Origin of the sequence: Vreelandella olivaria (assembly GCF_023507745.1) — a bacterium.
GTDB classification, from domain to species: domain Bacteria; phylum Pseudomonadota; class Gammaproteobacteria; order Pseudomonadales; family Halomonadaceae; genus Vreelandella; species Vreelandella olivaria_A.
The window spans coordinates 1-20,474 of sequence record NZ_JALPZO010000088.1 but is presented as its reverse complement, the minus strand read 5'-3'; the positions used below and the strand labels follow the sequence as shown (position 1 = coordinate 20,474).

Here is a 20,474-nt window from a genome sequence, read left to right as displayed (position 1 = left end):
TAAGGATACATTGTGTTGTCCATTAAACGTCTTAGCCTGTTAGGTTTACTTTGCTGGTTGCCACTATTGGCGCAGGCCCAGTGGTTTTCATCCTCCAGCAACCAGAGCGATTTTTTACCTGTTCTCGAGGCTTTCCAGCCCAGCGCCTGGCACGATGGAGAAACCTTATATATCGGCATTGACATCGCTGATGAATATTATCTGTATCGTCATCAACTTGGTGTACGCAGTGAAGACAGCAATGTTGCGCTTGAGGAGCCGGTGATCCCTCAAGGCACCTTCACCAATGATGAGTTCATGGGTGATGTTTACATTTTTCGGGACACCCTCGTATTCGAAGTGCCCATGGCAGCCCCCTACAGCGGCCCCATTGCCATCGAATTCACTTTCCAGGGATGTGCGGATGCAGGCCTTTGCTATCCACCTGAGCGTCTATCTCTAGAAGCAGCAGAAACCTCTCCTCCCAGCGCATTCGCCAACTGGGAGAGTGAATCATCAAGCACCGCTAACGAGACAGCACCTTCTCTAAACGAGGCTAGTACCAATTCCACTGTCAACACCGGTTTTAGTGCTCCTCAAAGTGAGGACAGCCGCTTTAGCGCTCTGATCAACGATGTCAGTTTGCCTCTCGCGTTAGGACTATTTTTTCTTGCCGGCATAGGGCTTACTTTTACCCCCTGTGTGCTGCCAATGATTCCTATCTTGTCGTCCATTGTGATTGGGCAAAACCCTACCAAGCCACGCGCCTTTGTGCTTTCTGCCAGCTATGTACTCGGTATGGCGTCCACTTATGCGCTGGTAGGTGTATTGATGGGACTGTTTGGTGCAGGACTTAACCTCCAGGCTCATCTTCAGTCGGCCCCTGTGCTCATTACCTTTGCTACCCTGTTTACGCTATTTGCCCTGGCAATGTTTGGCGCCTTTGATTTACGCGTTTCCCCACGCATCGCCAACCGTGTTAACGCCTGGCAGGCACGGGCTCAGCGCAGCGGCCCTGCCGGGCTTGCACTGGCAGGTGCACTCTCCGTTCTCGTTGTATCACCTTGTGTAACCGCCCCTCTTGCCGGTGCGCTGGTCTTTATCTCCTCCACCGGCGATGCCGTAATGGGGGGTGCGGTGCTGTTCGCGCTGGGGTTAGGCATGGGGCTGCCGCTATTGCTTGTAGGTACTTTCGGCACCACATTACTGCCGCGTACCGGCGCCTGGATGAATGGTGTCAAGATTGTATTTGGCTTATTACTGCTGGGTGTAGCGATTTGGATGGTGGAACGCCTGATTACCCCGCCCGCCGCGCTGCTGCTCTGGGCTGCGCTCGCCATCGCCAGTGCTCTGGTACTTGGGGCTCTTAATACCAATCAACCCCAGGGCTGGCCAAAGGCACGGCAAACACTGGGCATTGTGCTGCTTGTTTGGGGTATTACACTCGTCATTGGTGCCGCTCAGGGAGGCAGTAATCCCCTGCGCCCCCTTTCGGTATCGGGCAACACAGCTAACTCCACCTCGGCCCAGGCGCTCGCTTTCCAGGAAGTTTCCACCCTTGAGGATTTGGAAGTGGCAATTTCGCAAGCCGAGAATAATCAGCGGCCAGCCTTTGTTCACTTTACTGCCGACTGGTGTATCTCCTGCAAAATCATGGAACGTGAGGTCTACCCTGACCCCAGAGTGATCGGTGCATTGAACGATTTCCAATTAATAGCAGTCGATGTAACCAATACGGATGCACAGAGTCGTGAGCTACTGAATCATTTCAATCTCTTTGGTCCACCTAGCTTATTATTCTTTGCTGAAGGAGTCGAAGTACGCGATGCACGCATTCAGGGCGAAATAACAGCAGAAGCATTGGCTGAGCACCTTGATTCGTTCACACGCTGGCAACAAGGGTAATCGTAAAGATACCTGTTCAACCATATCATGGGCGTTTTTAACGGTTGTGTCGCGATCATCGTCAAACAGTTGTTTAATTGCCATTGAATGAGCATATCTTGTCCTGCGCTGGACATGCTCGTACTTTTTCGGCAAACTCCGCTCCCATATTAGCTAAAACACTCATCTTTTAGAGCTGAGCATAGGGTAACGTTCATTAACGTGCAGCGTTCTCTTCATTTTTACATAGGGTTTACTGCGCATTTTAAGCGCCGCAGCATGGGCATGGCTTCCTTTATACTTGCCCGTACCGCGTTAACCTTTCACACACTTTGGGGCGATACATATGGATATTCGTAAAGTTAAAAAACTGATTGAACTACTCGAAGAGTCCAACATCAGCGAGATTGAAATCCAGGAAGGTGAAGAGTCAGTTCGCATCAGTCGCCATCCAAACGGTGTCACCTGGCAGCCCCAGCCAATGCCCCAGTACAGCCAGCAGCCCATCCAGCAAGCCCCTGTACCCACGACCACTCCTGGGGATACTGAATCTCAAAGCACCAGCTATCGTGGTGAAGCGGTTAACTCCCCGATGGTTGGAACGTTTTACCGTAGCCCTGCGCCTGGTGCCAAAGCCTTTGTGGAGGTGGGTGATAGCGTTAAGCAAGGCGATACCGTATGTATCGTCGAGGCAATGAAAATGATGAACCAAATCGAAGCCGACCGCGATGGTGTGGTTGAGGCCATCCTGGTGGAAGATGGCGAGCCGGTGGAATTCGATCAGCCAATGATCGTCATCGCTTAATCTTTCATATCAACACGGGTGGACTCTCCCATGCTGGACAAGGTACTTATCGCGAACCGCGGCGAGATTGCCCTACGTATTCTACGGGCCTGTAAAGAGCTAGGGATTAAAACGGTAGCGGTACACTCCAAAGCTGACCGTGAATTGATGCACGTTCGACTGGCAGATGAAGCGGTATGTATTGGCCCCGCAGCATCAGCACAGTCTTATTTGAACATTCCTGCCCTGATCAGTGCCGCCGAAGTCACTGACTCAAGCGCCATTCATCCCGGCTATGGCTTTCTGTCTGAAAACGCTAATTTTGCAGAACAGGTTGAGCGCTCGGGCTTTACGTTTATCGGCCCTCGTGCTGAAACGATTCGCCTGATGGGCGACAAAGTCAGCGCTATCGAAGCCATGAAAGAAGCTGGAGTGCCTACTGTTCCCGGCTCCGACGGTCCGCTTGGCGACGATGAAGCAGCAAACCTCGCAACAGCACGCCGCATAGGCTATCCCGTCATTATTAAAGCTGCCGCTGGCGGCGGTGGTCGCGGCATGCGTGTCGTGCATACCGAAGGCCATTTACTGTCTGCAATTAACGTTACCCGCACCGAAGCGCACTCGGCCTTTGGTGATGGCACGGTTTACATGGAAAAATTCCTTGAAAAACCACGCCACGTTGAAATCCAGGTGCTCGCCGATGGCCGGGGCAACGCTATCCACCTATACGATCGTGACTGCTCCCTACAGCGCCGACACCAAAAAGTACTTGAAGAAGCGCCAGCGCCGGATATCGACCCCGAAGCACGTGCCAAAGTACTGGAAGCATGTCGCCAAGCGTGTATTGAGATCAACTATCGCGGTGCAGGCACCTTTGAATTTCTGTACGAAGATGGTCAATTCTTCTTTATTGAGATGAACACCCGCGTTCAGGTAGAGCACCCGGTTACCGAAATGGTTACCGGTATCGATATTGTGAAGGAGCAACTGCGCATAGCCTCAGGCCTGCCGCTTTCCATTCGGCAGGAAGACGTCAAACTCACCGGCCACGCCTTTGAGTGTCGTATTAACGCTGAAGACGCGCGCACGTTTATGCCATCGCCCGGCAAAGTTACCCTATTCCATGCCCCAGGAGGGCTTGGAGTGCGTATGGATTCGCACCTATATACGGGCTATACCGTTCCTCCCCACTATGATTCGTTGATTGGCAAACTGATCACCTGGGGCGCTAATCGCGATATCGCACTTACCCGGATGCGCAATGCGTTGGACGAGATTTTGGTGGAAGGCATTAAAACCAATATCGACCTGCAAAAAGACTTGGTTCGCGACAGCTACTTCCGTCAGGGTGGAGTCAATATTCACTACCTTGAGAAGAAGCTCGGCAGCTAACAACCGAGTAATGCAGGCAATATCAAACGGGGTGGCTATGCCACCCCGTTACTGTTTATATATTTGCATCTAAATATATGGACCGTCATACGCACGCTGTGGAGAGCACGAATGCCCTGGCTTCAACTTAAAGCTCACGTTACCCCCGAACAAGCCAATCTCCTCGAAGAGTTGCTACTTGAGGAAGGCGCTACCGCAATCGGCTTGCAAGATGCCCACGACAACCCTGTTTTCGAGCCTGAACGGGGCACCACACCACTCTGGCAGAATACGGTACTAACCGGTTTATACGACGATCTGGAAAACATAGACGAGATGCTTGGCCGTATTGAAGCGGCCTGGGCGGAACAGATGCCTGGTGAATCCTGCCCAGCCATTGAATATGAACTGCTTGCAGACCGGGATTGGGAAAGAGAGTGGATGGACGACTTCACTCCGCTACGCATGGGGGAGAGATTATGGATCGTGCCCAGTTGGCATAAACCGCCCGAAGCCGATGCTGTTAACCTGATTCTTGATCCTGGACTGGCATTTGGTACCGGCACTCACCCCACCACTGCCCTGTGCCTGGAGTGGTTGGACAGTCTGGCCACCACCAACCAGCTGCAAGACAAAACGGTGCTTGATGTGGGTTGCGGCTCCGGCATACTGGCGATTGCAGCACTGAAACTGGGCGCTCGCCACGCAGATGCAACCGACATTGATCCGCAGGCCCTTCTCGCAAGCCGCGATAACGCCAAACGTAACCATATTGCGGATCAACAACTGTCTCTCTACTACCCGGAACAACTCGTAGGTGGCCCCTACCCCATTGTTACCGCTAATATACTCGCAGGCCCGCTTGTTGAACTAGCGCCAGTGATCGCAAGCCATGTAGCGCCGGGCGGGAGTATTGCCCTATCAGGCATTTTGGCAAACCAGGCCAATGATGTGCAGGAGGCCTACCAGGCTCAAGGCATCACCATGGATGAGCCAGCCATCCGCGAAGGATGGGTACGATTATCGGGCAAGCGCCCGTCTTAATCTGACATACAGCCTTCACCCAACCGCCGAGTAGGCGTATCATACGCCCCCTTGAAATACCTACTCGTTGATTGCATGTATATCCACAGCGCAGCGCCATGACCAGACTGATGAACCAGCCCCTTAAAATTGGGCCTTATCAATTACCTAACCAGGTGATCCTGGCTCCCATGGCAGGCGTCACAGACCGCCCCTTCCGCCAGCTATGCCGTAGGCTTGGTGCTGGCTGGGTAGTGGGTGAAATGGTCACCTCTGATCCATCACTGTGGCATACCCGCAAGTCCCAGTTGCGCATGAACCATCAGGGCGAGCCTTCTCCACGCGTGGTACAGATTGCTGGCGGAGATGCCGACATGCTGGCGAACGCTGCACGGTTAAATGCCGAGTTGGGGGCACAGGTGATCGATATCAATATGGGCTGCCCCGCCAAAAAAGTATGCAATAAGGCGGCTGGCTCCGCTTTAATGCGTGATGAAGGACTGGTCGCCGACATACTGGAAGCCGTGGTCAAGGCTGTCGATATACCCGTAACACTAAAAATCCGCACGGGCTGGTGCGCTGAGTCCAATAACGGCTTACGCATTGCCAAATTGGCTGAGTCGGCAGGCATTCAGGCATTAGCCGTGCATGGACGTCACCGGGAGCAGCGCTATACTGGTTGGGCGGAGTACGACACAATTGCTGAAATTAAATCAAACCTGTCTATCCCGGTGATCGCCAATGGTGATATTACCAGCGCTGAAAAAGCGGATTTTGTGCTGCACTACACCGGGGCCGATGCCGTCATGGTGGGCCGTGGAGCCCAGGGAAATCCGTGGATATTCCAGGAAATTACCCACTATTTAAGGCACGGCGTTCCCCTTGCCGCTCCAAACCTGGATGAACGGCGGCTGGTGCTGACGGAGCATGTACAGGAGCTGCATGATTTTTATGGCGTCACCATGGGCGTTCGTATTGCGCGTAAGCACGTCGGTTGGTATCTAAGCGATGATCAGCGTTTTACCACCAGCCAGTGCCGCACACTGAAACAGCAATTTAATACGCTTAGTACCCCCGAATTGCAGTTTGATTGGATTAACAATGCCATGACGCTCGATGCTGCAGAGCGTCTGCTAGCCAAAGGGAGCCATGCTGCATGACCGAACGCGATCTGCTTTCCAGTGAACTTTCTCCCCACCTCAATGAAACGCTGGCTGGCCCTGTTACCAGCGCACCACCTCAACCCCTTAGAGAAGCGGTTGAAACCGCTATGCGCCGTTACTTCGAGCATCTCGATGGCAGCCAGGCATCTGACCTGTATGCCATGGTGATGGCCGAAGTGGAGGCGCCCCTGCTTGCCTGCGTGCTGGAACACACCGCTGGCAATCAAACCCGCGCCGCCGATGTACTGGGCCTGAACCGGGGCACGCTGCGCAAGAAGCTGAAACAGTACGGACTCATTGAAGGTGACGCCCCCTAACATGGGGCGTTACTGTTTTTAATTCTCGACCCTGCACACGAGCACTCTCATGGCTGATAGCACTGCAACTCCCGTCCGCCGCGCACTTCTTAGCGTATCTGATAAAACCGGTATTGTTGAATTTGCCCATGGCCTAAGTCAGCATGGCGTGGAGCTGCTTTCCACAGGCGGCACCTTCCGGTTGCTGCAAGAAAACCATATTCCGGTCAAAGAGGTTTCTGAACACACCGGCTTTCCCGAAATCATGGATGGACGGGTAAAAACCCTTCATCCAAAGATTCACGGCGGCATTCTAGCCCGCCGTGGCCAAGACGATGCTGTGATGGCCGAGAATGATATTTCACCGATTGATATGGTCGTGGTCAATCTTTATCCCTTTGCGGCAACGGTAGCCAAGCCGGACTGCACACTGGAAGATGCAATTGAGAACATCGATATCGGCGGGCCAACCATGGTGCGTGCCTGCGCCAAGAACCATGCCTATACCACCATCGTGGTCAATGCAGACGACTATGACCGGGTGTTGGATGAGCTGTCTGCCAATGAAGGCCAGGTAAGCCGCGCGACACGCTTCGACCTTGCCGTGAAGGCTTTTGAGCACACCGCAGGATACGATGGCGCTATCGCCGAATATCTGGGCCGCAAGGTAAATAGCAACGACACCACCTTTGCACGCACCTTCAACCTGCAACTACATAAAAAGCAGGATATGCGCTACGGGGAGAACCCACACCAACAAGCAGCATTCTATGTGGACCCACTTGCGAGTGAGCCAAGCGTCGCCACGGCGACAACGTTACAAGGTAAACCGCTCTCATTTAACAATGTGGCTGATACCGATGCTGCTTTTGAATGCGTAAAAGCGTTCGATGAAACGGCCTGCGTCATTGTTAAACATGCCAACCCATGCGGTGTAGCCGTTGGCACCACCGCTCTGGAAGCCTACGATAAGGCATTTGCCACCGACCCCACCAGCGCTTTTGGCGGCATTATTGCCTTTAACGTAGCGCTGGACGCCGATACCGCGCGGGCAATTATTGATCGTCAGTTTGTTGAGGTCATTATTGCGCCCGGGGTGAGTAATGAAGCAGCCATCATTGTGGCGGAAAAACAGAATGTGCGGCTATTGGATGTCAGCGCCTGCTGGCCCGGCGAAGAACAGCCTGCTTTCGACTTTAAACGCGTCAATGGCGGGCTGTTGGTGCAAGAGCGTGACCAGGGCATGGTCAAGCGTGAAGAGCTGACCGTGGTTAGCAAACGCACTCCGTCCGAGCAAGAACTCAGCGACCTTGAGTTTGCCTGGCGGGTTGCGAAATTCGTGAAATCCAATGCTATTGTTTACGCCAAGGATGGGCAAACCATCGGCGTAGGCGCAGGCCAGATGAGCCGCGTCTATTCTGCCAAAATTGCCGGTATCAAAGCCGCAGACGAAGGCTTGTCTGTACCCGGCTCTGTAATGGCTTCCGATGCCTTCTTCCCCTTCCGTGATGGCATTGATGCCGCTGCAACCGCAGGAATTACTGCCGTCATTCAGCCCGGCGGCTCCATGCGCGACCAGGAAGTTATTGATGCTGCCAACGAGGCAGGCATTGCCATGGTCTTTACCGGCATGCGCCACTTCCGCCACTAACCTCTTGAGCCAAACAAGCCCCCGCCTAGCTTTTACCGGCGGGGCTTGTTTACACATCAGCAGAGTCTAGCTAGCCCAGATCGATACACAGATACTTGGTTTCCAGATACTCTTCCAAGCCCTGATGACCGCCCTCCCGGCCAAGACCAGACGCCTTGACCCCTCCAAAAGGCGCCGAGGCATTGGAAATCAACCCTGTATTAATCCCCACCATCCCATATTCCAGCGCTTCAGCAACCCGCCATACACGTGCCAGATCACGTGAGTAAAAATAGGAGGCCAGGCCGTATTCGGTGTCATTGGCCATTTCGATGGCTGTTTCCTCATCATCGAATGGGAACACCGCAGCCAAAGGGCCGAAAGTCTCCTCATGGGCAACTTTCATTTTATCAGTTGCGAAGCTGATCAATGTCGGCGTGAAGAAGTTACCGCCAAGAGGATGCGGGTGACCACCCAATAACAGTTCAGCCCCATTATCGACCGCATCCTGGACATGCTCACTGACTTTTTTGACGGCATTTTCGTCAATCAGCGGTCCAATATTGATATCAGGCTTAGTTCCATCACCAACATGCAGTTCGCTGTTCATGGCAACCGCCAGTTTTTCACAAAAAGCATTAATCACACTGGAGTGCACCAGGAACCGGTTGGTGCATACGCAGGTCTGCCCCGCATTACGGAACTTAGCCGCCATTGCACCTTCTACCGCAGCATCCAAATCTGCATCTTCAAAAACGATAAATGGCGCATTTCCGCCCAGTTCCAGCGATATTTTTTGAACATGCTCGGCCGCTTGGGACATGAGCTTACGACCAACTTCGGTTGACCCCGTAAAGGTAATTTTGCGCACTTTGGGAGATTGCGTAAGCGCCTTGGCTATTTCAGACGCGCTACCGGGAACAACATTGAAAACACCGCGGGGAATACCCGCCCGCTCCGCCAGCAGGGCCAGCGCGGTAGCAGAAAACGGCGTTTGGCTGGCAGGCTTCACTACAATAGTACAGCCTGCTGCCAAAGCAGCGCCGACCTTACGGGTTATCATGGCGGCCGGAAAATTCCAGGGAGTGATCGCCCCCACCACACCTACCGGTTGCTTTGTGACCACAATACGCTGGTTGGCTTTGGCAGCGGGAATCGTCTCACCATAAATACGCCGGGCCTCCTCTGCAAACCAACGCAGAAAACTTGCCGCATAAGCGATTTCACCCTCAGCCTCTTTAACCGGTTTTCCCTGTTCATAGGTCATCAGCAATGCTAAATCATGCTGGTGCTCAAGCATCAGGTCATGCCACTTGAGCAGCAGATCCGAACGCTCCTGGGCAGTTAGCGCCCTCCAGGCCGGTAACGCGGCATCCGCAGCATCAATCGCTCGCTCTGTTTCAGCCTTGCCCAATCGCGGGATATCACCAATCGGCTCACCCGTTGCAGGGTTCAGGACGTTGATTTGTTCACCGCTGTCGGCGGCAACCCAGCTGCCATCAATATAGGCAAATGGGCAATACAGCTGTGTTTCTTTCAGCGCTTCCATGACAGACTCCTGACCAAATATGGCCTCGCGGGCTCATTAGCCCATTCATGCTAAGACGAAAGAGAACATTTGACCAATGTGTTTGCCATGAAAGCCGCTACTAACAACTCAAAAACCGCTTCAATGAATCAATGTTAAAAACTCTTGCCGGGTGGCTTGGTTGGAACGGAAGCTACCCAGCATCACGGATGACGTCATGCTGGAGTTTTGTTTTTCCACCCCCCGCATCATCATGCACAAATGACGCGCCTCAATTACCACCGCCACTCCTCTTGCCTCGGTCACCTGCTGTACTGCCTCAGCAATTTCACGGGTCAGGTTTTCCTGAATTTGCATACGCCTGGCGTACATATCCACTATTCGTGCGAACTTGGAAAGCCCTAATACTCTACCACTGGGCAGATAAGCGATATGGCATTTGCCAATAAACGGTAATAAGTGATGCTCACACATTGAGTAGAGTTCAATATCCTTGACCAACACCATTTCATCAGTCTGAGATTCAAACACCGCACCGTTAATAATCTCTTCCAGTGACTGTTGATACCCTGCATTCAAAAACTGCATGGCTGTTGCGGCACGCTGAGGCGTATCACGCAGTCCTTCGCGATCAGGGTTTTCTCCTAACGCGGTAATAATTTGGCGATAGTGCTGGGCGATATCATCGGTCATATTAAGCCTCATCCAAATGGTGCGTACCCGCTTTAAAGCATTCGTTTCGCGCCAGCGAACCAAGATGCGTACAAACTCATATTTACAGACAGATGATTACAAATCGCATCATGCATCTGCATACCAACCATGTACAAAAAAAGATAATCCAAATAATTTCTGCACAACTGGAACAGTATAGCGACACATTTTAACGCACCTGACCGCACTGTGGCAGAGTGCCGCGCTCCCCCATTCGCCCCTATTTGAGCTGTGCTATTATAGGCTGATAATTTCTGCTTTAACCGCAGCGTCAATTTCGAGAGTACCCTATGTCATTCAAATCAACGCCTTTTTGGTTAACCGCCCTGATCGGCTCTGCGCTGGCAACCCCTCTTTATGCCGCTGACTCAACCCTAACCCTGCCCAGTGGTGCCAGCGTGGGCGTCGAGGTCGTGGAAGAACATCATTTTATCGAAGCCCAACCTCGTCTGAACAATATGTTGTTACACCCCATTCAGACGGAGAGCGCCACTCATGAGTTACCAGAATATTGTGTTCTTGTGGCAAATGCCCAGGTTAGCAACGAACGCATCCGCATTACGACTCAGGACGCCACATGCATCGAAACCCATGATGCTGAAAGCACTATTTTTTCTGGCTCATTCAAAGCCAGCGCCTATGCGGAAGATAGCCAGTATGGGTTACCGTGTTCTGGTGGCACCTGCACCCTCGCCCCAGGTGATGCCTTTGTATTAACACTGGATGAGAGCATCAGCATTACTGCTCAAGATAATCCCTCTGCAGAAATTAACGCTATGCGCCGTCAGGCTAATGGCGAAGGGGTAGCCAACCCCATTCCTGCCGAACGACCGGAACCCAGTGAAGGCACCACCCCATCAACCTCTACCGACTAAAGTGACGCATCCCCCGGTGAGCATAGCCCTTGTTTACAAGCACGAATAAGGGCTTATGCCAGCCAGATCGGCTTTTCCAGCTGCAAGCATTGCTGCTCCAGTTGGCGAATATGCTGATCCCAATAACCGCTTTCTGCCAGCCAAGGAAATGCTCTGGGGAAAGCGGGATCGTTCCACCGCGACACCAGCCATGCAGTATGCCTAACCAGGCGATAGGCCCTGAGCGGCTCAATGAGCGCTACCTGTTCGTGAGGAAAGGGATGCGCTTCCTCATACCCCTCAATAATCTCGCTTAGCTGTACCCGCCAGCTGGTAGGATCGTTCACGGGTAACAGCATCCAAATGTCCTGGATCGCGGGTGCCATAATACAATCGTCAAAATCCACCAGCGTAAAAGACTCATCTCGGCCCAACACATTACCCAAGTGGCAATCCCCGTGCGTCCGGATCATTGTTGTCTGGTCAATGGCATGACCACTTGGCTGGCGAACAATTTTTTGCACCACCTGCCGGTACGCACGCTGCTGATGCTTGTTGAGCCAACGGCTGGATAAAACCCGCTCTTCTGCATCAGCAATACCACCCTCAAAACTTAACCGAGCGCGATATTGAAATGCTTTTTTGCATGAAACACTATGCAGACACCCTAATACCTCACCCAAAGCAAAAAGATGCGAGGGGTTATCAAGCTCCGGTGCCTGCCCAGCGTACTGCGGAAAAAGTGCAAAACGGAATTGCTGAAAAGTATGCAACGAACTGTTTACATCGTTTCGCCAAGGGGCAACAACGGGCACCTGAGCGTCTTTTAGTTCCTGTAAAAAATCATGCTCCTCCTGGATAGCTTCGTTTGTCCAGCGGGCTGGACGATAAAACTTCACTACCCAGCGCCCACCCTCATCATCACGAAACATCAAGACACGATTTTCGTAGCTATTAAGCGCAAACGGCTCGCCCGCGGGCCAGACTCCAACAGACTCAACTGCAGACATCACCATATCCGGTGACAGTGCGCTAAAGGGATGTGGCATATGCCGCTCCTTGGTATGAAAGCAACATTCTAACAACTCTTATCCAATGGTGTGCGTGCCACTGCCCAAATACCAATCTGTTTGGCACCCGCGCTTAATGCAGCCACTGCCAACGCCTGCCCTGTCGCCCCGGTAGTCACTACGTCATCAACAATCGTCACATGGTCAGGCAATGGGCCTTGTACCTGAAAAGCTCCCAATAGATTCTCCTCACGTTGGCGGCGATTCAAGGAGCGCTGGGACGGCAGTCGTCTTGTGCACACGGCATTAATAACAGGCAAGTTCAACCGCTGACCCAATTGATTCGCCAACCAATGCGCCTGATTGAAACCTCGCGCACGGGCCCGGGACCTGAACATGGGGACTGGCAACAACACATCCCCCAGGGCTATAGGAGCATTCGCCAGCATGAGCTCAACCAACAGCGTGCCAGCCCGCGGAGAGAAATTAAACTTAAAGTCGTGGATCAGCTCGATGATAGGGTCCTGATACAGCAGTTCCGCCGTTGTCGCTTTAAAGGCAGGAGGATTGGTTAAACAGTGGCCACATATACGTTGAATGTAAGGCAAACGACGGTCTTTTAGTGGTTCCTTACACTGCAAGCACCCCTCAGTGTTCCAAGGCAGCATTTGATAACACTCATTGCACCATCCCCTGTCCGATTGGTCTGCTGCGAGACAAAAGGCGCAATAGCCGGGCAGCCCCCTGCGGAACCAGTGGCTCGCTTTACCCATCCAATGCATTAAATGCATGCACGCCCCCTATACCTGCTAATCTATAAATACATAACCCATGCATTGACATTAACAAGGAAGTTGTTAGAATTCGCCTCGTCTTCTGCGGATGTGGTGGAATTGGTAGACACGCTAGATTTAGGTTCTAGTGCCGTAAGGTGTGGGAGTTCGAGTCTCCCCATCCGCACCAATTTATTTAAGCTTTAACTTAGCGCCTTATAGTAATTCGGTAGCCAACGGCTAGCCGGATTTTTTTGTTATTGCTCCCCCTTAATTTTTCTAAGTTACTGACTATGATCCTCTTTTGAGCTAATTTGGCGCTGGATTTTACCGCTTTCCACTGAGAGAGGCTTCAATCACGCAGGCCATTTAGTCATTGCAGCCACATACACCTGTTTGCTTGGATATTTTACAACCATGACTTTATAACGACTCTATGCGCCAGCGCCTAATCGATAATAAACCCTATACGAATATACCCAAAGAGCGCCTGGCCGTTATGAACGAAAACACGCTTTAGAAATGGGCACAAGCGATCGAAAGTCATAAAGCGCATTAGCCTTACTCCATAACATTAAAAAAATTTTGCCCAGAGATGCTGACATGAAAAGAATTTTCACCCTCTTCTGCCTAGGCACACTCACCACCCTGGCGTTACAGGCCCATGCAGAGGACGAGGACAGCGATCTGCCCGAGTGGGCAGAAGAGCAGGTAGAACCTTTTCGTGCTCGCGTTGGCAACTGGGTAGACAACACATCGCGTAATATCGACTCCTTTTTTGGTGGCGACCAGTCGGCTATCGTCAATAATGAGTCTTACCTTCGCCTTGGTCAGGAAATTGACTGGATGGAAGGAGACGGAACCGGAGACGACATTAGCCTACGCTACCGGATCGACCTGCCAACCACCGAGGAGCGCCTTCGATTGGTCATTGAAAGTGACCCGGAAGAGTCTCAAGGTACCCTGGCCGACCAGGGTTCAGGACGACTCTACAATGATCAACGTGACCGTCGCTCGTCGACCTTTGGCCTGGACTGGCTGGAACGCCGTGACAAACGTGAAAACTGGAGCAACCGCATTGGAGCAGGGGTACGCTTACGGCTCCCCCTTGATCCTTATGTGCGTTTTACCAGCGAACGCTTATGGGATATTGGTGACGGCCCCTGGCAGTTAGAATCCTTCAATCGGCTTTCCTGGTTTAATAATGAGGGCTACTCCGCCAGAACCGAGTGGGATATTGGCCGCCCACTGTCAGAAAGTCGTCACTTACGGTTTATTACAACGGTTCAATGGCGAGAGGAGGAAGACACCCTTGAATACAGTGAAATTGCCGAGTTCAATCAGCGCCTCAATAGACGGAGCGCTTTGCGCTATTCAGCCATCGCCATTGGTGAGAGCGCATCCAATCCGCGCATGACCAATTACTATCTGCAAACGCGTTACCGCCGCGATATACACAAAGGTATTTTATTCGCCGACGTTATCCCTGAACTACATTTCCAGCGCGAGGTGAGCTATGACCCTCGCTGGGCAATGACACTTCGGGTGGAAATGTACTTCCAACGGGAAATCAACCGCGACTATTTCCACTTTTAAGAGCCGCGATAACATAGTTAGGGTGCAAAACGCATTGGCAGCCATCACTGCCAATGCATGCATGAGTCTACCTTATAACCGCAGCCCACCATCGCATTCAATGATGCGTGCAGTGAAATAGTCATTCTCAAAAATAAATGCAACACTTTGAGCAATGTCATCAGGCTCACCCAACTGCTTAAGTGGCACACTGGCTGCAATTCTTTCCAGCATATCGGGGCGCATAGAGGCCGTCATATCCGTGGCGATAAACCCTGGTGCAACAGTGCCCGTACGAATACCGTAGCGTGCAAGCTCTTTACCCCAGGTTACCGTTAGTGCATGTATCCCTGCTTTAGCTGCCGCATAGTTGCTTTGCCCCATATTTCCCGCTCGGGAAATACTGGAAATATTAACGATAACGCCTTTCTGCCCTGACTCAACCATTTGCGTAGCAGCTTCACGTCCACACAAGAAGACACCCGTTAAATTCACATCCAATACTTTCTGCCATGATGCCAGCGACATCCGTTTTTCCACACGGCCATCTTTGGCTTTAATCAACAGTGCATCATCGGTAATGCCGGCATTATTGACACAGCCACACACCGGCCCCATACGCGATGCAATATCAGCAAACGCCATTTGGACAGAGGACTCATCAGCAACATTGACAACAAACGCCTGTGCCTGAACCTCCTGGGAGGACAGTATCGATACCGCTTCATCCAGTGCCTCAGCACTCACATCAAGTAGCGCAATACGCGCTCCCTGCTTACCTAATCGTTGCGCCATGGCAAACCCCAAACCACGCGCCCCTCCAGTAATCGCGATAACCTTTTCATTCAATCGCATCTTCATCTCCTTTGGCAGGCATCATTACAATGGCTTTTTTCAGGCACCGCATTAGCAGGTTAACGCGCAAAACTCATCATCGTTTGCAGCACCTGACAACCAACAACATTGTGCATTGCAGCATAGAAAAGTATGCGCTAAAAAGCGAGTATTGGAAACTGGCCCACTACAGCGCTGGGGGCATCAGCTGCTTGTTTTCCGCATTTCTGTCACCATATTCAGCGATTAAGGCTATTACGGAGCCCACCATGCCCATTCTTCTTTTTATATCACTGTTCACCTTACTTGATTTTGTGCTGCTTTTTTCAATCGGCAGCCAAATCGGCCTATTGATGACACTACTCATTGTTTTAGGCACCGGTTTCGCTGGCCTTTACCTCATTCAAAAGGAAGGCATGTCCACATTTGCCAGCGCGCGCAAGCGCATACAAATGGGCGAGATACCTTCCAGTGAACTTTTCACTGGCGCAGCTCTTATTTTTGCTGGCGCCCTTCTTCTCGCACCGGGGTTCCTGTCGGATGCGCTGGGTATCGCGTGCCTGCTGCCTACTGCCCGTCAATTGGGATTGAAAGCAATGACTTGGCTTGGGCTCAAAACAGCAGGTAACCGCCAATATCAAGAGGCAGAGTCCCATCACCAAAACAGCCAACGCAATGAGCATTCGACGCATCATCAGGAAGGCCCTATTGAAGGTGATTTCATAAGTCGGGAAGAGTCCACAAGGCAACGCTAAGGATGCAGAGGCAAAGAAAGTTGTTAAACGAAAATTTTTTCTTGTCGCACCCTTGAAAGACGTTTGGTAGCCCCCATTTTCGTGGCAGAACACAGATTCGGCGAAAGCACAGGCTCTCGCCATTAACATGAAGGCAGCCTGCCTTCACTTCTCGCGGGCGAGCAGTCCACGAGAGTTACCTTTAAGCTAATGCCCCATTGGGCTTTGACGATACTCAGGAGAACGTGAGCATGAATATCCGTCCTTTGCACGATCGCGTCATCATCCGTCGCGTGGAAGAAGAGCAGAAAACCGCTGGCGGCATCGTGCTACCGGGTAACGCCCAGGAAAAACCCACGCGCGGAGAAATCCTGGCGGTTGGCAACGGCCGTATTCTCGACAACGGCGATGTTCGCCCGCTGGACGTTAAAGTAGGCGATACCGTGATTTTCAAAGACGGCTACGGCGTTGAGAAGCAAAAAATCGACGGCGAAGAAGTTTTGATCATGAGTGAAGCCGATATCCTGGCGGTCGTTGAAGGCTAACCACCGCCTCGACTACTTACTTTCACCTTTAATTTCAATTTAGGAAGTAACGAACATGGCAGCTAAGCAAGTTAAGTTTTCCGATGATGCCCGTAAGCGTATGGCGCGCGGCGTAGACGTTCTGGCCAATGCGGTAAAAGTCACCCTGGGACCGAAAGGCCGCAACGTGGTTCTCGACAAGTCTTTTGGCGCACCAACCGTGACCAAAGATGGTGTTTCTGTTGCCAAAGAGATTGAACTGAAAGATAAGTTCGAGAACATGGGCGCCCAGATGGTTAAGGAAGTGGCTTCCAAAACCTCTGACGCAGCTGGTGACGGTACTACGACGGCTACCGTTTTGGCCCAGGCGATTGTTGCCGAAGGCCTGAAGGGCGTTACTGCCGGCATGAACCCGATGGATCTTAAGCGCGGTATTGATCAGGCAGTAACAGAGGCAGTCAAAGAAATCCGGGCAATGTCCGTACCCTGCACCGACACCAAGTCTATCGCCCAGGTAGGTACCATTTCTGCCAATGGCGACAAGCGCATCGGTGAGATTATCGCTGAAGCGATGGAAAAAGTAGGCAAGGAAGGCGTTATTACCGTTGATGAAGGTCGCGGTTTTGAAGACGAACTGGAAGTAGTGGAAGGCATGCAGTTTGATCGCGGCTACCTCTCGCCCTACTTTGTCACCAACCAGGACACCATGGCCGTTGAGCTGGAAGATCCCTACATCCTGCTCGTCGACAAAAAAATCTCCAACATTCGGGAACTGCTCCCAGTGCTGGAAGCGGTTGCCAAACAAGGCAAGCCGCTGGCCATTATCGCTGAAGATATCGAAGGCGAAGCTCTGGCAACGCTGGTCGTCAACAACATGCGCGGTATCGTGAAAGTAGCGGCGGCTAAAGCACCCGGCTTCGGCGACCGTCGTAAAGCCATGCTGCAGGATATCGCTATCCTGACCAACGGCACCGTTATCTCTGAAGAAGTAGGCCTGACGCTTGAGCAAGCAAACCTGGATCACCTGGGTACTGCCAAGCGCATGACCATGTCTAAAGAGAACACCACCATCATTGATGGCGCAGGTGCAGAAGGCGATATCGAAGCTCGCGTTAACCAGATCCGTGCGCAAATCGAAGACACCTCTTCTGATTACGACAAAGAGAAGCTGCAAGAGCGCGTTGCCAAGCTGGCAGGCGGTGTTGCGGTTATCCGCGTTGGCGCCGCCACCGAAGTGGAAATGAAAGAGAAGAAAGCCCGCGTTGAAGATGCTCTGCACTCAACCCGCGCTGCGGTAGAAGAAGGTGTTGTACCTGGTGGCGGCACCGCACTGGTACGTGTTATGGCCAAAGTTCAGGGCCTGACCGGCGATAACGAAGACCAGAACCACGGTATCAACATGGCGCTGCGTGCTATGCAGTCACCACTGCGTCAGATCGTTACCAACGCTGGCGAAGAAGCTGCCGTAGTTATCAACCGCGTGAAAGATGGCGAAGGTAACTTCGGTTACAATGCGCAAACCAGTGAATATGGCGACCTGTTCGAAATGGGCGTTCTGGACCCGGCAAAAGTAACCCGCACTGCCCTGCAGTCTGCTGGTTCCGTTGCCGGCCTGATGATCACCACTGAGTGCATGATCGCTGACGACCCGGAAGAGAAAGAAGCTGCCCCCGACATGGGTGGTATGGGCGGAATGGGTGGTATGGGCGGCATGATGTAGTGCGACGAGAGTCGTACAGGTAGCTTGCGCGGCCTTCATACCAAGTGGCCACTAACCTAAGGTTAATGGCCACAACCGCGCAAGAAACACTTTTAATGAACCCGGTGTTTGGGCTGATTCAGCTCGAATGCCGGGTATTACCTTAGGGTAAATACCTCTTTCTGAAATTGCCGCCAAAACTGTTTAATTCTGCCGCCCTGGATAGCCATTAAAAAGGAACATAGCCAAATATCCCGCAACAGCAAAGACGAAAGCTATACTCCTTGCTGTATTTCCATCTTGCATGTCGGCTCCTTCTCCACCAAAATTCATATACTTATCATAGAGATAAGCAGCTATATCATATCCAAAAAATAGTGCTCAAGCAGCGATTCATAAAATACTCCCACTCTCCCCCCAAACCTGTTATAGCATTTAAAAAGAGATAAAAAAGCAATCACTACAACAACTAACCCGCGATACTTGTTTCGCCAATTCAGCTAGGCAGGCCTGCGCTCACCGTCACTCATCATTGCCCTTCCCTAAAATATCTGCCAATGTCCACAAATGCTTTCCCATCTACCGACAGAGTCAAGAATTGCCGTATACAGCCAGCATGAAGATTCGATATCTCCTGTGTTCACGACCCCATCTTCCTGGGACACCGCTCCGGTATCGAGCCCCCATTGGAGATGCTCATGCATGGTGTTTCGATTTCATCCACTACGATGGATGCGGCGGGATTCATCTAAAGTCCGGGAGGCGAAAATTAGTATTTTCATCCAGGTATTTCTCGACTTCATCGACGGAGGCGAAGCTTTCCCTCGTCGCTTCTTGTTCCAGGCCATCAAGCGTTCGCATGAGGGTAAGCCAAATTTGACCACCCTCCCGCTCCAGTTTCGCCATATATTTGGCAGTCCCACTACCGCCCTGGATCACCATGGAGGCAGACAGCGACTCGTGGACAAGCGAGGCATCGGCCCTCTCCTTTACCTTCCTTCTCTTGGCAGCATAATCTCTCGCCTTGATAGCTCCAGATGAAGGCCACAACGGCAGCGACAACGTACATCCATCCCATAGCTACGATGCCTTCCAGAACCATGCTCGGAGCTTATCCAGTCAAGAATGGGAGATATTATTTCATGCACATCCATATCAAGCCTATCAGCGGAAGTGATCTCAATAACGCCACTGGCAATCGCGCTGGGACGATGTAACTAACAAGTAACAACGCCTACTCACCACCTCCCAGCATAGCTATAAGGCGTTGCAGGTAGTGACGTTCATGAACGGGGCCTCGCTGGCCCCGGCAACAATGCCGGCGATCAGGGTACCGCCGACGGTGAGGTCGCCTTCGCGTACCTGCAAGTAGACCTGAGGCAACGTCTGCACGATAGCGGCACCCATGGCATTATTGACCAGACCGGCGGCGGCGGGGCCGGCCCAGGCGGCCGAGACGATGCTGACCGCGAGCGCGGCGCCCGGCCCGAGGGGATTGCGAATAGCTCCAACTGTCGTGGATGGCTCCCACCTGCCGCCAGTTGATATCGCCACGCGCCTCCATCGCTTGCAGCCAAGCGAGATCGGGATTGGCTTCGGCCATGGCGCCGATGACCTGGCGCACGCTTTGCGCATTAACCTCCGGCTGCGCGAGCGGTGATGTCCTGCCTGCGGAGAGTCGAGAAATAGGATGACTGCCAAAAGCCATATCATTGCTTATCTTGTTTTCGTTGCTCTTTCTGTTTGATACGCTCTTCTAGCATTTTGATTGCTTTAGGATTTTTTCTATAGTGCCACATAATGATAAGTCCTTGAACTGTGCCAAAAGCGTAGGCTCCGATAAACCCTATAGCCCAAACTCTATGCCAGCGCTGTTGATCAGAACCATACCCACGCAGCTCCCCTCCAAAGAGATTATATACCCACTCTCCGATAGAGACACTATTCCAAAAAAACCAGAATCCCGCCAGTCCCCCCTCTGTCAGCCTAGTTGTCCGGTTGGCGATATCGCCTAAATCTAATCCAGAGGGAGCGACATGGAGTCCTTGTGCCACGTTATTCTGCAGAGCGTAAATCAGCCGTCCTGAAGAAGTTGTTAC

At 52.2% G+C, this 20,474-nt stretch carries 21 protein-coding genes and 1 tRNA gene; 14 read left to right on the top strand and 8 right to left on the bottom strand.

Annotated elements, in window-relative coordinates; genetic code table 11:
- Positions 1 to 12: 12 nt before the first annotated feature.
- From dsbD to purH, 7 genes are all read left to right on the top strand, one after another.
- Positions 13 to 1,884, top strand: a complete 1,872-nt coding sequence (gene dsbD, locus HP566_RS07235) for a protein-disulfide reductase DsbD (protein ID WP_249976591.1) — start codon at positions 13 to 15, stop codon at positions 1,882 to 1,884.
- A 325-nt stretch (positions 1,885 to 2,209) separates the two neighbouring features.
- Positions 2,210 to 2,668 carry an acetyl-CoA carboxylase biotin carboxyl carrier protein gene (gene accB, locus HP566_RS07230; protein ID WP_249976590.1) on the top strand — a complete coding sequence of 153 codons (459 nt, stop codon included), beginning with the start codon at positions 2,210 to 2,212 and terminating at the stop codon, positions 2,666 to 2,668.
- 30 nt (positions 2,669 to 2,698) lie between these two features.
- On the top strand, positions 2,699 to 4,039 hold the full coding sequence (gene accC / locus HP566_RS07225) for an acetyl-CoA carboxylase biotin carboxylase subunit (protein ID WP_249976589.1): 1,341 nt from the start codon (positions 2,699 to 2,701) through the stop codon (positions 4,037 to 4,039).
- 111 nt (positions 4,040 to 4,150) lie between these two features.
- Positions 4,151 to 5,062, top strand: coding sequence for a 50S ribosomal protein L11 methyltransferase (prmA, locus tag HP566_RS07220; protein ID WP_249976588.1), 912 nt, complete (start codon positions 4,151 to 4,153; stop codon positions 5,060 to 5,062).
- A 98-nt stretch (positions 5,063 to 5,160) separates the two neighbouring features.
- Entirely contained in the window at positions 5,161 to 6,201 is a 1,041-nt protein-coding gene (gene dusB / locus HP566_RS07215; RefSeq protein ID WP_249976587.1) for a tRNA dihydrouridine synthase DusB, read from the top strand.
- On the top strand, positions 6,198 to 6,521 hold the full coding sequence (gene fis, locus HP566_RS07210; protein WP_249976586.1) for a DNA-binding transcriptional regulator Fis: 324 nt from the start codon (positions 6,198 to 6,200) through the stop codon (positions 6,519 to 6,521). Before dusB ends, fis begins: the two co-directional genes overlap by 4 nt.
- Positions 6,522 to 6,570: 49 nt before the next feature.
- Positions 6,571 to 8,151 (top strand): bifunctional phosphoribosylaminoimidazolecarboxamide formyltransferase/IMP cyclohydrolase, encoded by a 1,581-nt coding sequence (gene purH / locus HP566_RS07205; RefSeq protein ID WP_249976585.1) that lies wholly within the window; start codon positions 6,571 to 6,573, stop codon positions 8,149 to 8,151.
- Positions 8,152 to 8,221: 70 nt separating this feature from the next.
- Here the strand turns inward: purH and HP566_RS07200 are convergent, their stop codons facing one another.
- Together HP566_RS07200 and folE are read right to left on the bottom strand one after the other, a co-directional pair.
- Positions 8,222 to 9,679 carry an NAD-dependent succinate-semialdehyde dehydrogenase gene (locus tag HP566_RS07200; RefSeq protein ID WP_249976584.1) on the bottom strand — a complete coding sequence of 486 codons (1,458 nt, stop codon included), beginning with the start codon at positions 9,677 to 9,679 and terminating at the stop codon, positions 8,222 to 8,224.
- Positions 9,680 to 9,799: 120 nt separating this feature from the next.
- Complete coding sequence (gene folE, locus HP566_RS07195; RefSeq protein ID WP_249976583.1) at positions 9,800 to 10,351, bottom strand: GTP cyclohydrolase I FolE; 552 nt, start codon at positions 10,349 to 10,351, stop codon at positions 9,800 to 9,802.
- A gap of 311 nt (positions 10,352 to 10,662) precedes the next feature.
- On the opposite strand from folE, the gene HP566_RS07190 reads away from it, so the two are divergent.
- Positions 10,663 to 11,247 (top strand): hypothetical protein, encoded by a 585-nt coding sequence (locus tag HP566_RS07190; RefSeq protein ID WP_249976582.1) that lies wholly within the window; start codon positions 10,663 to 10,665, stop codon positions 11,245 to 11,247.
- Positions 11,248 to 11,300: 53 nt separating this feature from the next.
- Here the strand turns inward: HP566_RS07190 and HP566_RS07185 are convergent, their stop codons facing one another.
- Both HP566_RS07185 and HP566_RS07180 read right to left on the bottom strand, forming a co-directional pair.
- Positions 11,301 to 12,275 (bottom strand): serine/threonine protein kinase, encoded by a 975-nt coding sequence (locus HP566_RS07185; protein ID WP_249976581.1) that lies wholly within the window; start codon positions 12,273 to 12,275, stop codon positions 11,301 to 11,303.
- A gap of 29 nt (positions 12,276 to 12,304) precedes the next feature.
- Positions 12,305 to 12,904 (bottom strand): ComF family protein, encoded by a 600-nt coding sequence (locus HP566_RS07180; protein WP_249976580.1) that lies wholly within the window; start codon positions 12,902 to 12,904, stop codon positions 12,305 to 12,307.
- A 210-nt stretch (positions 12,905 to 13,114) separates the two neighbouring features.
- On the opposite strand from HP566_RS07180, the gene HP566_RS07175 reads away from it, so the two are divergent.
- Together HP566_RS07175 and HP566_RS07170 are read left to right on the top strand one after the other, a co-directional pair.
- Positions 13,115 to 13,199 (top strand) — tRNA-Leu (locus HP566_RS07175).
- A 413-nt stretch (positions 13,200 to 13,612) separates the two neighbouring features.
- The gene (locus HP566_RS07170) at positions 13,613 to 14,605 is read left to right on the top strand and encodes a hypothetical protein (protein WP_249976579.1); all 993 of its coding nucleotides are present in this window, start codon (positions 13,613 to 13,615) and stop codon (positions 14,603 to 14,605) included.
- Between the two features lie 72 nt (positions 14,606 to 14,677).
- Here the strand turns inward: HP566_RS07170 and HP566_RS07165 are convergent, their stop codons facing one another.
- The gene (locus HP566_RS07165; protein WP_249976578.1) at positions 14,678 to 15,439 is read right to left on the bottom strand and encodes an SDR family oxidoreductase; all 762 of its coding nucleotides are present in this window, start codon (positions 15,437 to 15,439) and stop codon (positions 14,678 to 14,680) included.
- A 248-nt stretch (positions 15,440 to 15,687) separates the two neighbouring features.
- On the opposite strand from HP566_RS07165, the gene HP566_RS07160 reads away from it, so the two are divergent.
- From HP566_RS07160 to groL, 3 genes are all read left to right on the top strand, one after another.
- The gene (locus HP566_RS07160) at positions 15,688 to 16,173 is read left to right on the top strand and encodes an FxsA family protein (RefSeq protein ID WP_249976637.1); all 486 of its coding nucleotides are present in this window, start codon (positions 15,688 to 15,690) and stop codon (positions 16,171 to 16,173) included.
- A gap of 230 nt (positions 16,174 to 16,403) precedes the next feature.
- On the top strand, positions 16,404 to 16,697 hold the full coding sequence (locus tag HP566_RS07155; protein ID WP_249976577.1) for a co-chaperone GroES: 294 nt from the start codon (positions 16,404 to 16,406) through the stop codon (positions 16,695 to 16,697).
- A 55-nt stretch (positions 16,698 to 16,752) separates the two neighbouring features.
- Complete coding sequence (groL, locus tag HP566_RS07150; protein ID WP_249976576.1) at positions 16,753 to 18,396, top strand: chaperonin GroEL; 1,644 nt, start codon at positions 16,753 to 16,755, stop codon at positions 18,394 to 18,396.
- Positions 18,397 to 19,119: 723 nt separating this feature from the next.
- On the opposite strand, the gene HP566_RS07145 is transcribed toward groL, so the two are convergent.
- Both HP566_RS07145 and HP566_RS21565 read right to left on the bottom strand, forming a co-directional pair.
- On the bottom strand, positions 19,120 to 19,437 hold the full coding sequence (locus tag HP566_RS07145) for a hypothetical protein (RefSeq protein ID WP_249976575.1): 318 nt from the start codon (positions 19,435 to 19,437) through the stop codon (positions 19,120 to 19,122).
- A 195-nt stretch (positions 19,438 to 19,632) separates the two neighbouring features.
- The gene (locus HP566_RS21565; RefSeq protein ID WP_284041354.1) at positions 19,633 to 19,767 is read right to left on the bottom strand and encodes a hypothetical protein; all 135 of its coding nucleotides are present in this window, start codon (positions 19,765 to 19,767) and stop codon (positions 19,633 to 19,635) included.
- A gap of 13 nt (positions 19,768 to 19,780) precedes the next feature.
- On the opposite strand from HP566_RS21565, the gene HP566_RS07140 reads away from it, so the two are divergent.
- Complete coding sequence (locus HP566_RS07140; RefSeq protein WP_249976574.1) at positions 19,781 to 20,035, top strand: hypothetical protein; 255 nt, start codon at positions 19,781 to 19,783, stop codon at positions 20,033 to 20,035.
- Between the two features lie 49 nt (positions 20,036 to 20,084).
- Here the strand turns inward: HP566_RS07140 and HP566_RS07135 are convergent.
- Positions 20,085 to 20,474: hypothetical protein (locus tag HP566_RS07135; protein WP_249976573.1), on the bottom strand; the 390-nt coding region annotated here is incomplete at its 5' end.

Coding starts and splice junctions, on each gene's coding strand:
- accB (WP_249976590.1), top strand. CDS start 2,210: ATGGATATTCGTAAAGTTAAAAAACTGATTGAACTACTCGAAGAGTCC.
- accC (WP_249976589.1), top strand. CDS start 2,699: ATGCTGGACAAGGTACTTATCGCGAACCGCGGCGAGATTGCCCTACGT.
- prmA (WP_249976588.1), top strand. CDS start 4,151: ATGCCCTGGCTTCAACTTAAAGCTCACGTTACCCCCGAACAAGCCAAT.
- dusB (WP_249976587.1), top strand. CDS start 5,161: ATGACCAGACTGATGAACCAGCCCCTTAAAATTGGGCCTTATCAATTA.
- fis (WP_249976586.1), top strand. CDS start 6,198: ATGACCGAACGCGATCTGCTTTCCAGTGAACTTTCTCCCCACCTCAAT.
- purH (WP_249976585.1), top strand. CDS start 6,571: ATGGCTGATAGCACTGCAACTCCCGTCCGCCGCGCACTTCTTAGCGTA.
- HP566_RS07200 (WP_249976584.1), bottom strand. CDS start 9,679: ATGGAAGCGCTGAAAGAAACACAGCTGTATTGCCCATTTGCCTATATT.
- folE (WP_249976583.1), bottom strand. CDS start 10,351: ATGACCGATGATATCGCCCAGCACTATCGCCAAATTATTACCGCGTTA.
- HP566_RS07190 (WP_249976582.1), top strand. CDS start 10,663: ATGTCATTCAAATCAACGCCTTTTTGGTTAACCGCCCTGATCGGCTCT.
- HP566_RS07185 (WP_249976581.1), bottom strand. CDS start 12,275: ATGCCACATCCCTTTAGCGCACTGTCACCGGATATGGTGATGTCTGCA.
- HP566_RS07180 (WP_249976580.1), bottom strand. CDS start 12,904: ATGCTGCCTTGGAACACTGAGGGGTGCTTGCAGTGTAAGGAACCACTA.
- HP566_RS07170 (WP_249976579.1), top strand. CDS start 13,613: ATGAAAAGAATTTTCACCCTCTTCTGCCTAGGCACACTCACCACCCTG.
- HP566_RS07165 (WP_249976578.1), bottom strand. CDS start 15,439: ATGCGATTGAATGAAAAGGTTATCGCGATTACTGGAGGGGCGCGTGGT.
- HP566_RS07160 (WP_249976637.1), top strand. CDS start 15,688: ATGCCCATTCTTCTTTTTATATCACTGTTCACCTTACTTGATTTTGTG.
- HP566_RS07155 (WP_249976577.1), top strand. CDS start 16,404: ATGAATATCCGTCCTTTGCACGATCGCGTCATCATCCGTCGCGTGGAA.
- groL (WP_249976576.1), top strand. CDS start 16,753: ATGGCAGCTAAGCAAGTTAAGTTTTCCGATGATGCCCGTAAGCGTATG.
- HP566_RS07140 (WP_249976574.1), top strand. CDS start 19,781: ATGGCATTATTGACCAGACCGGCGGCGGCGGGGCCGGCCCAGGCGGCC.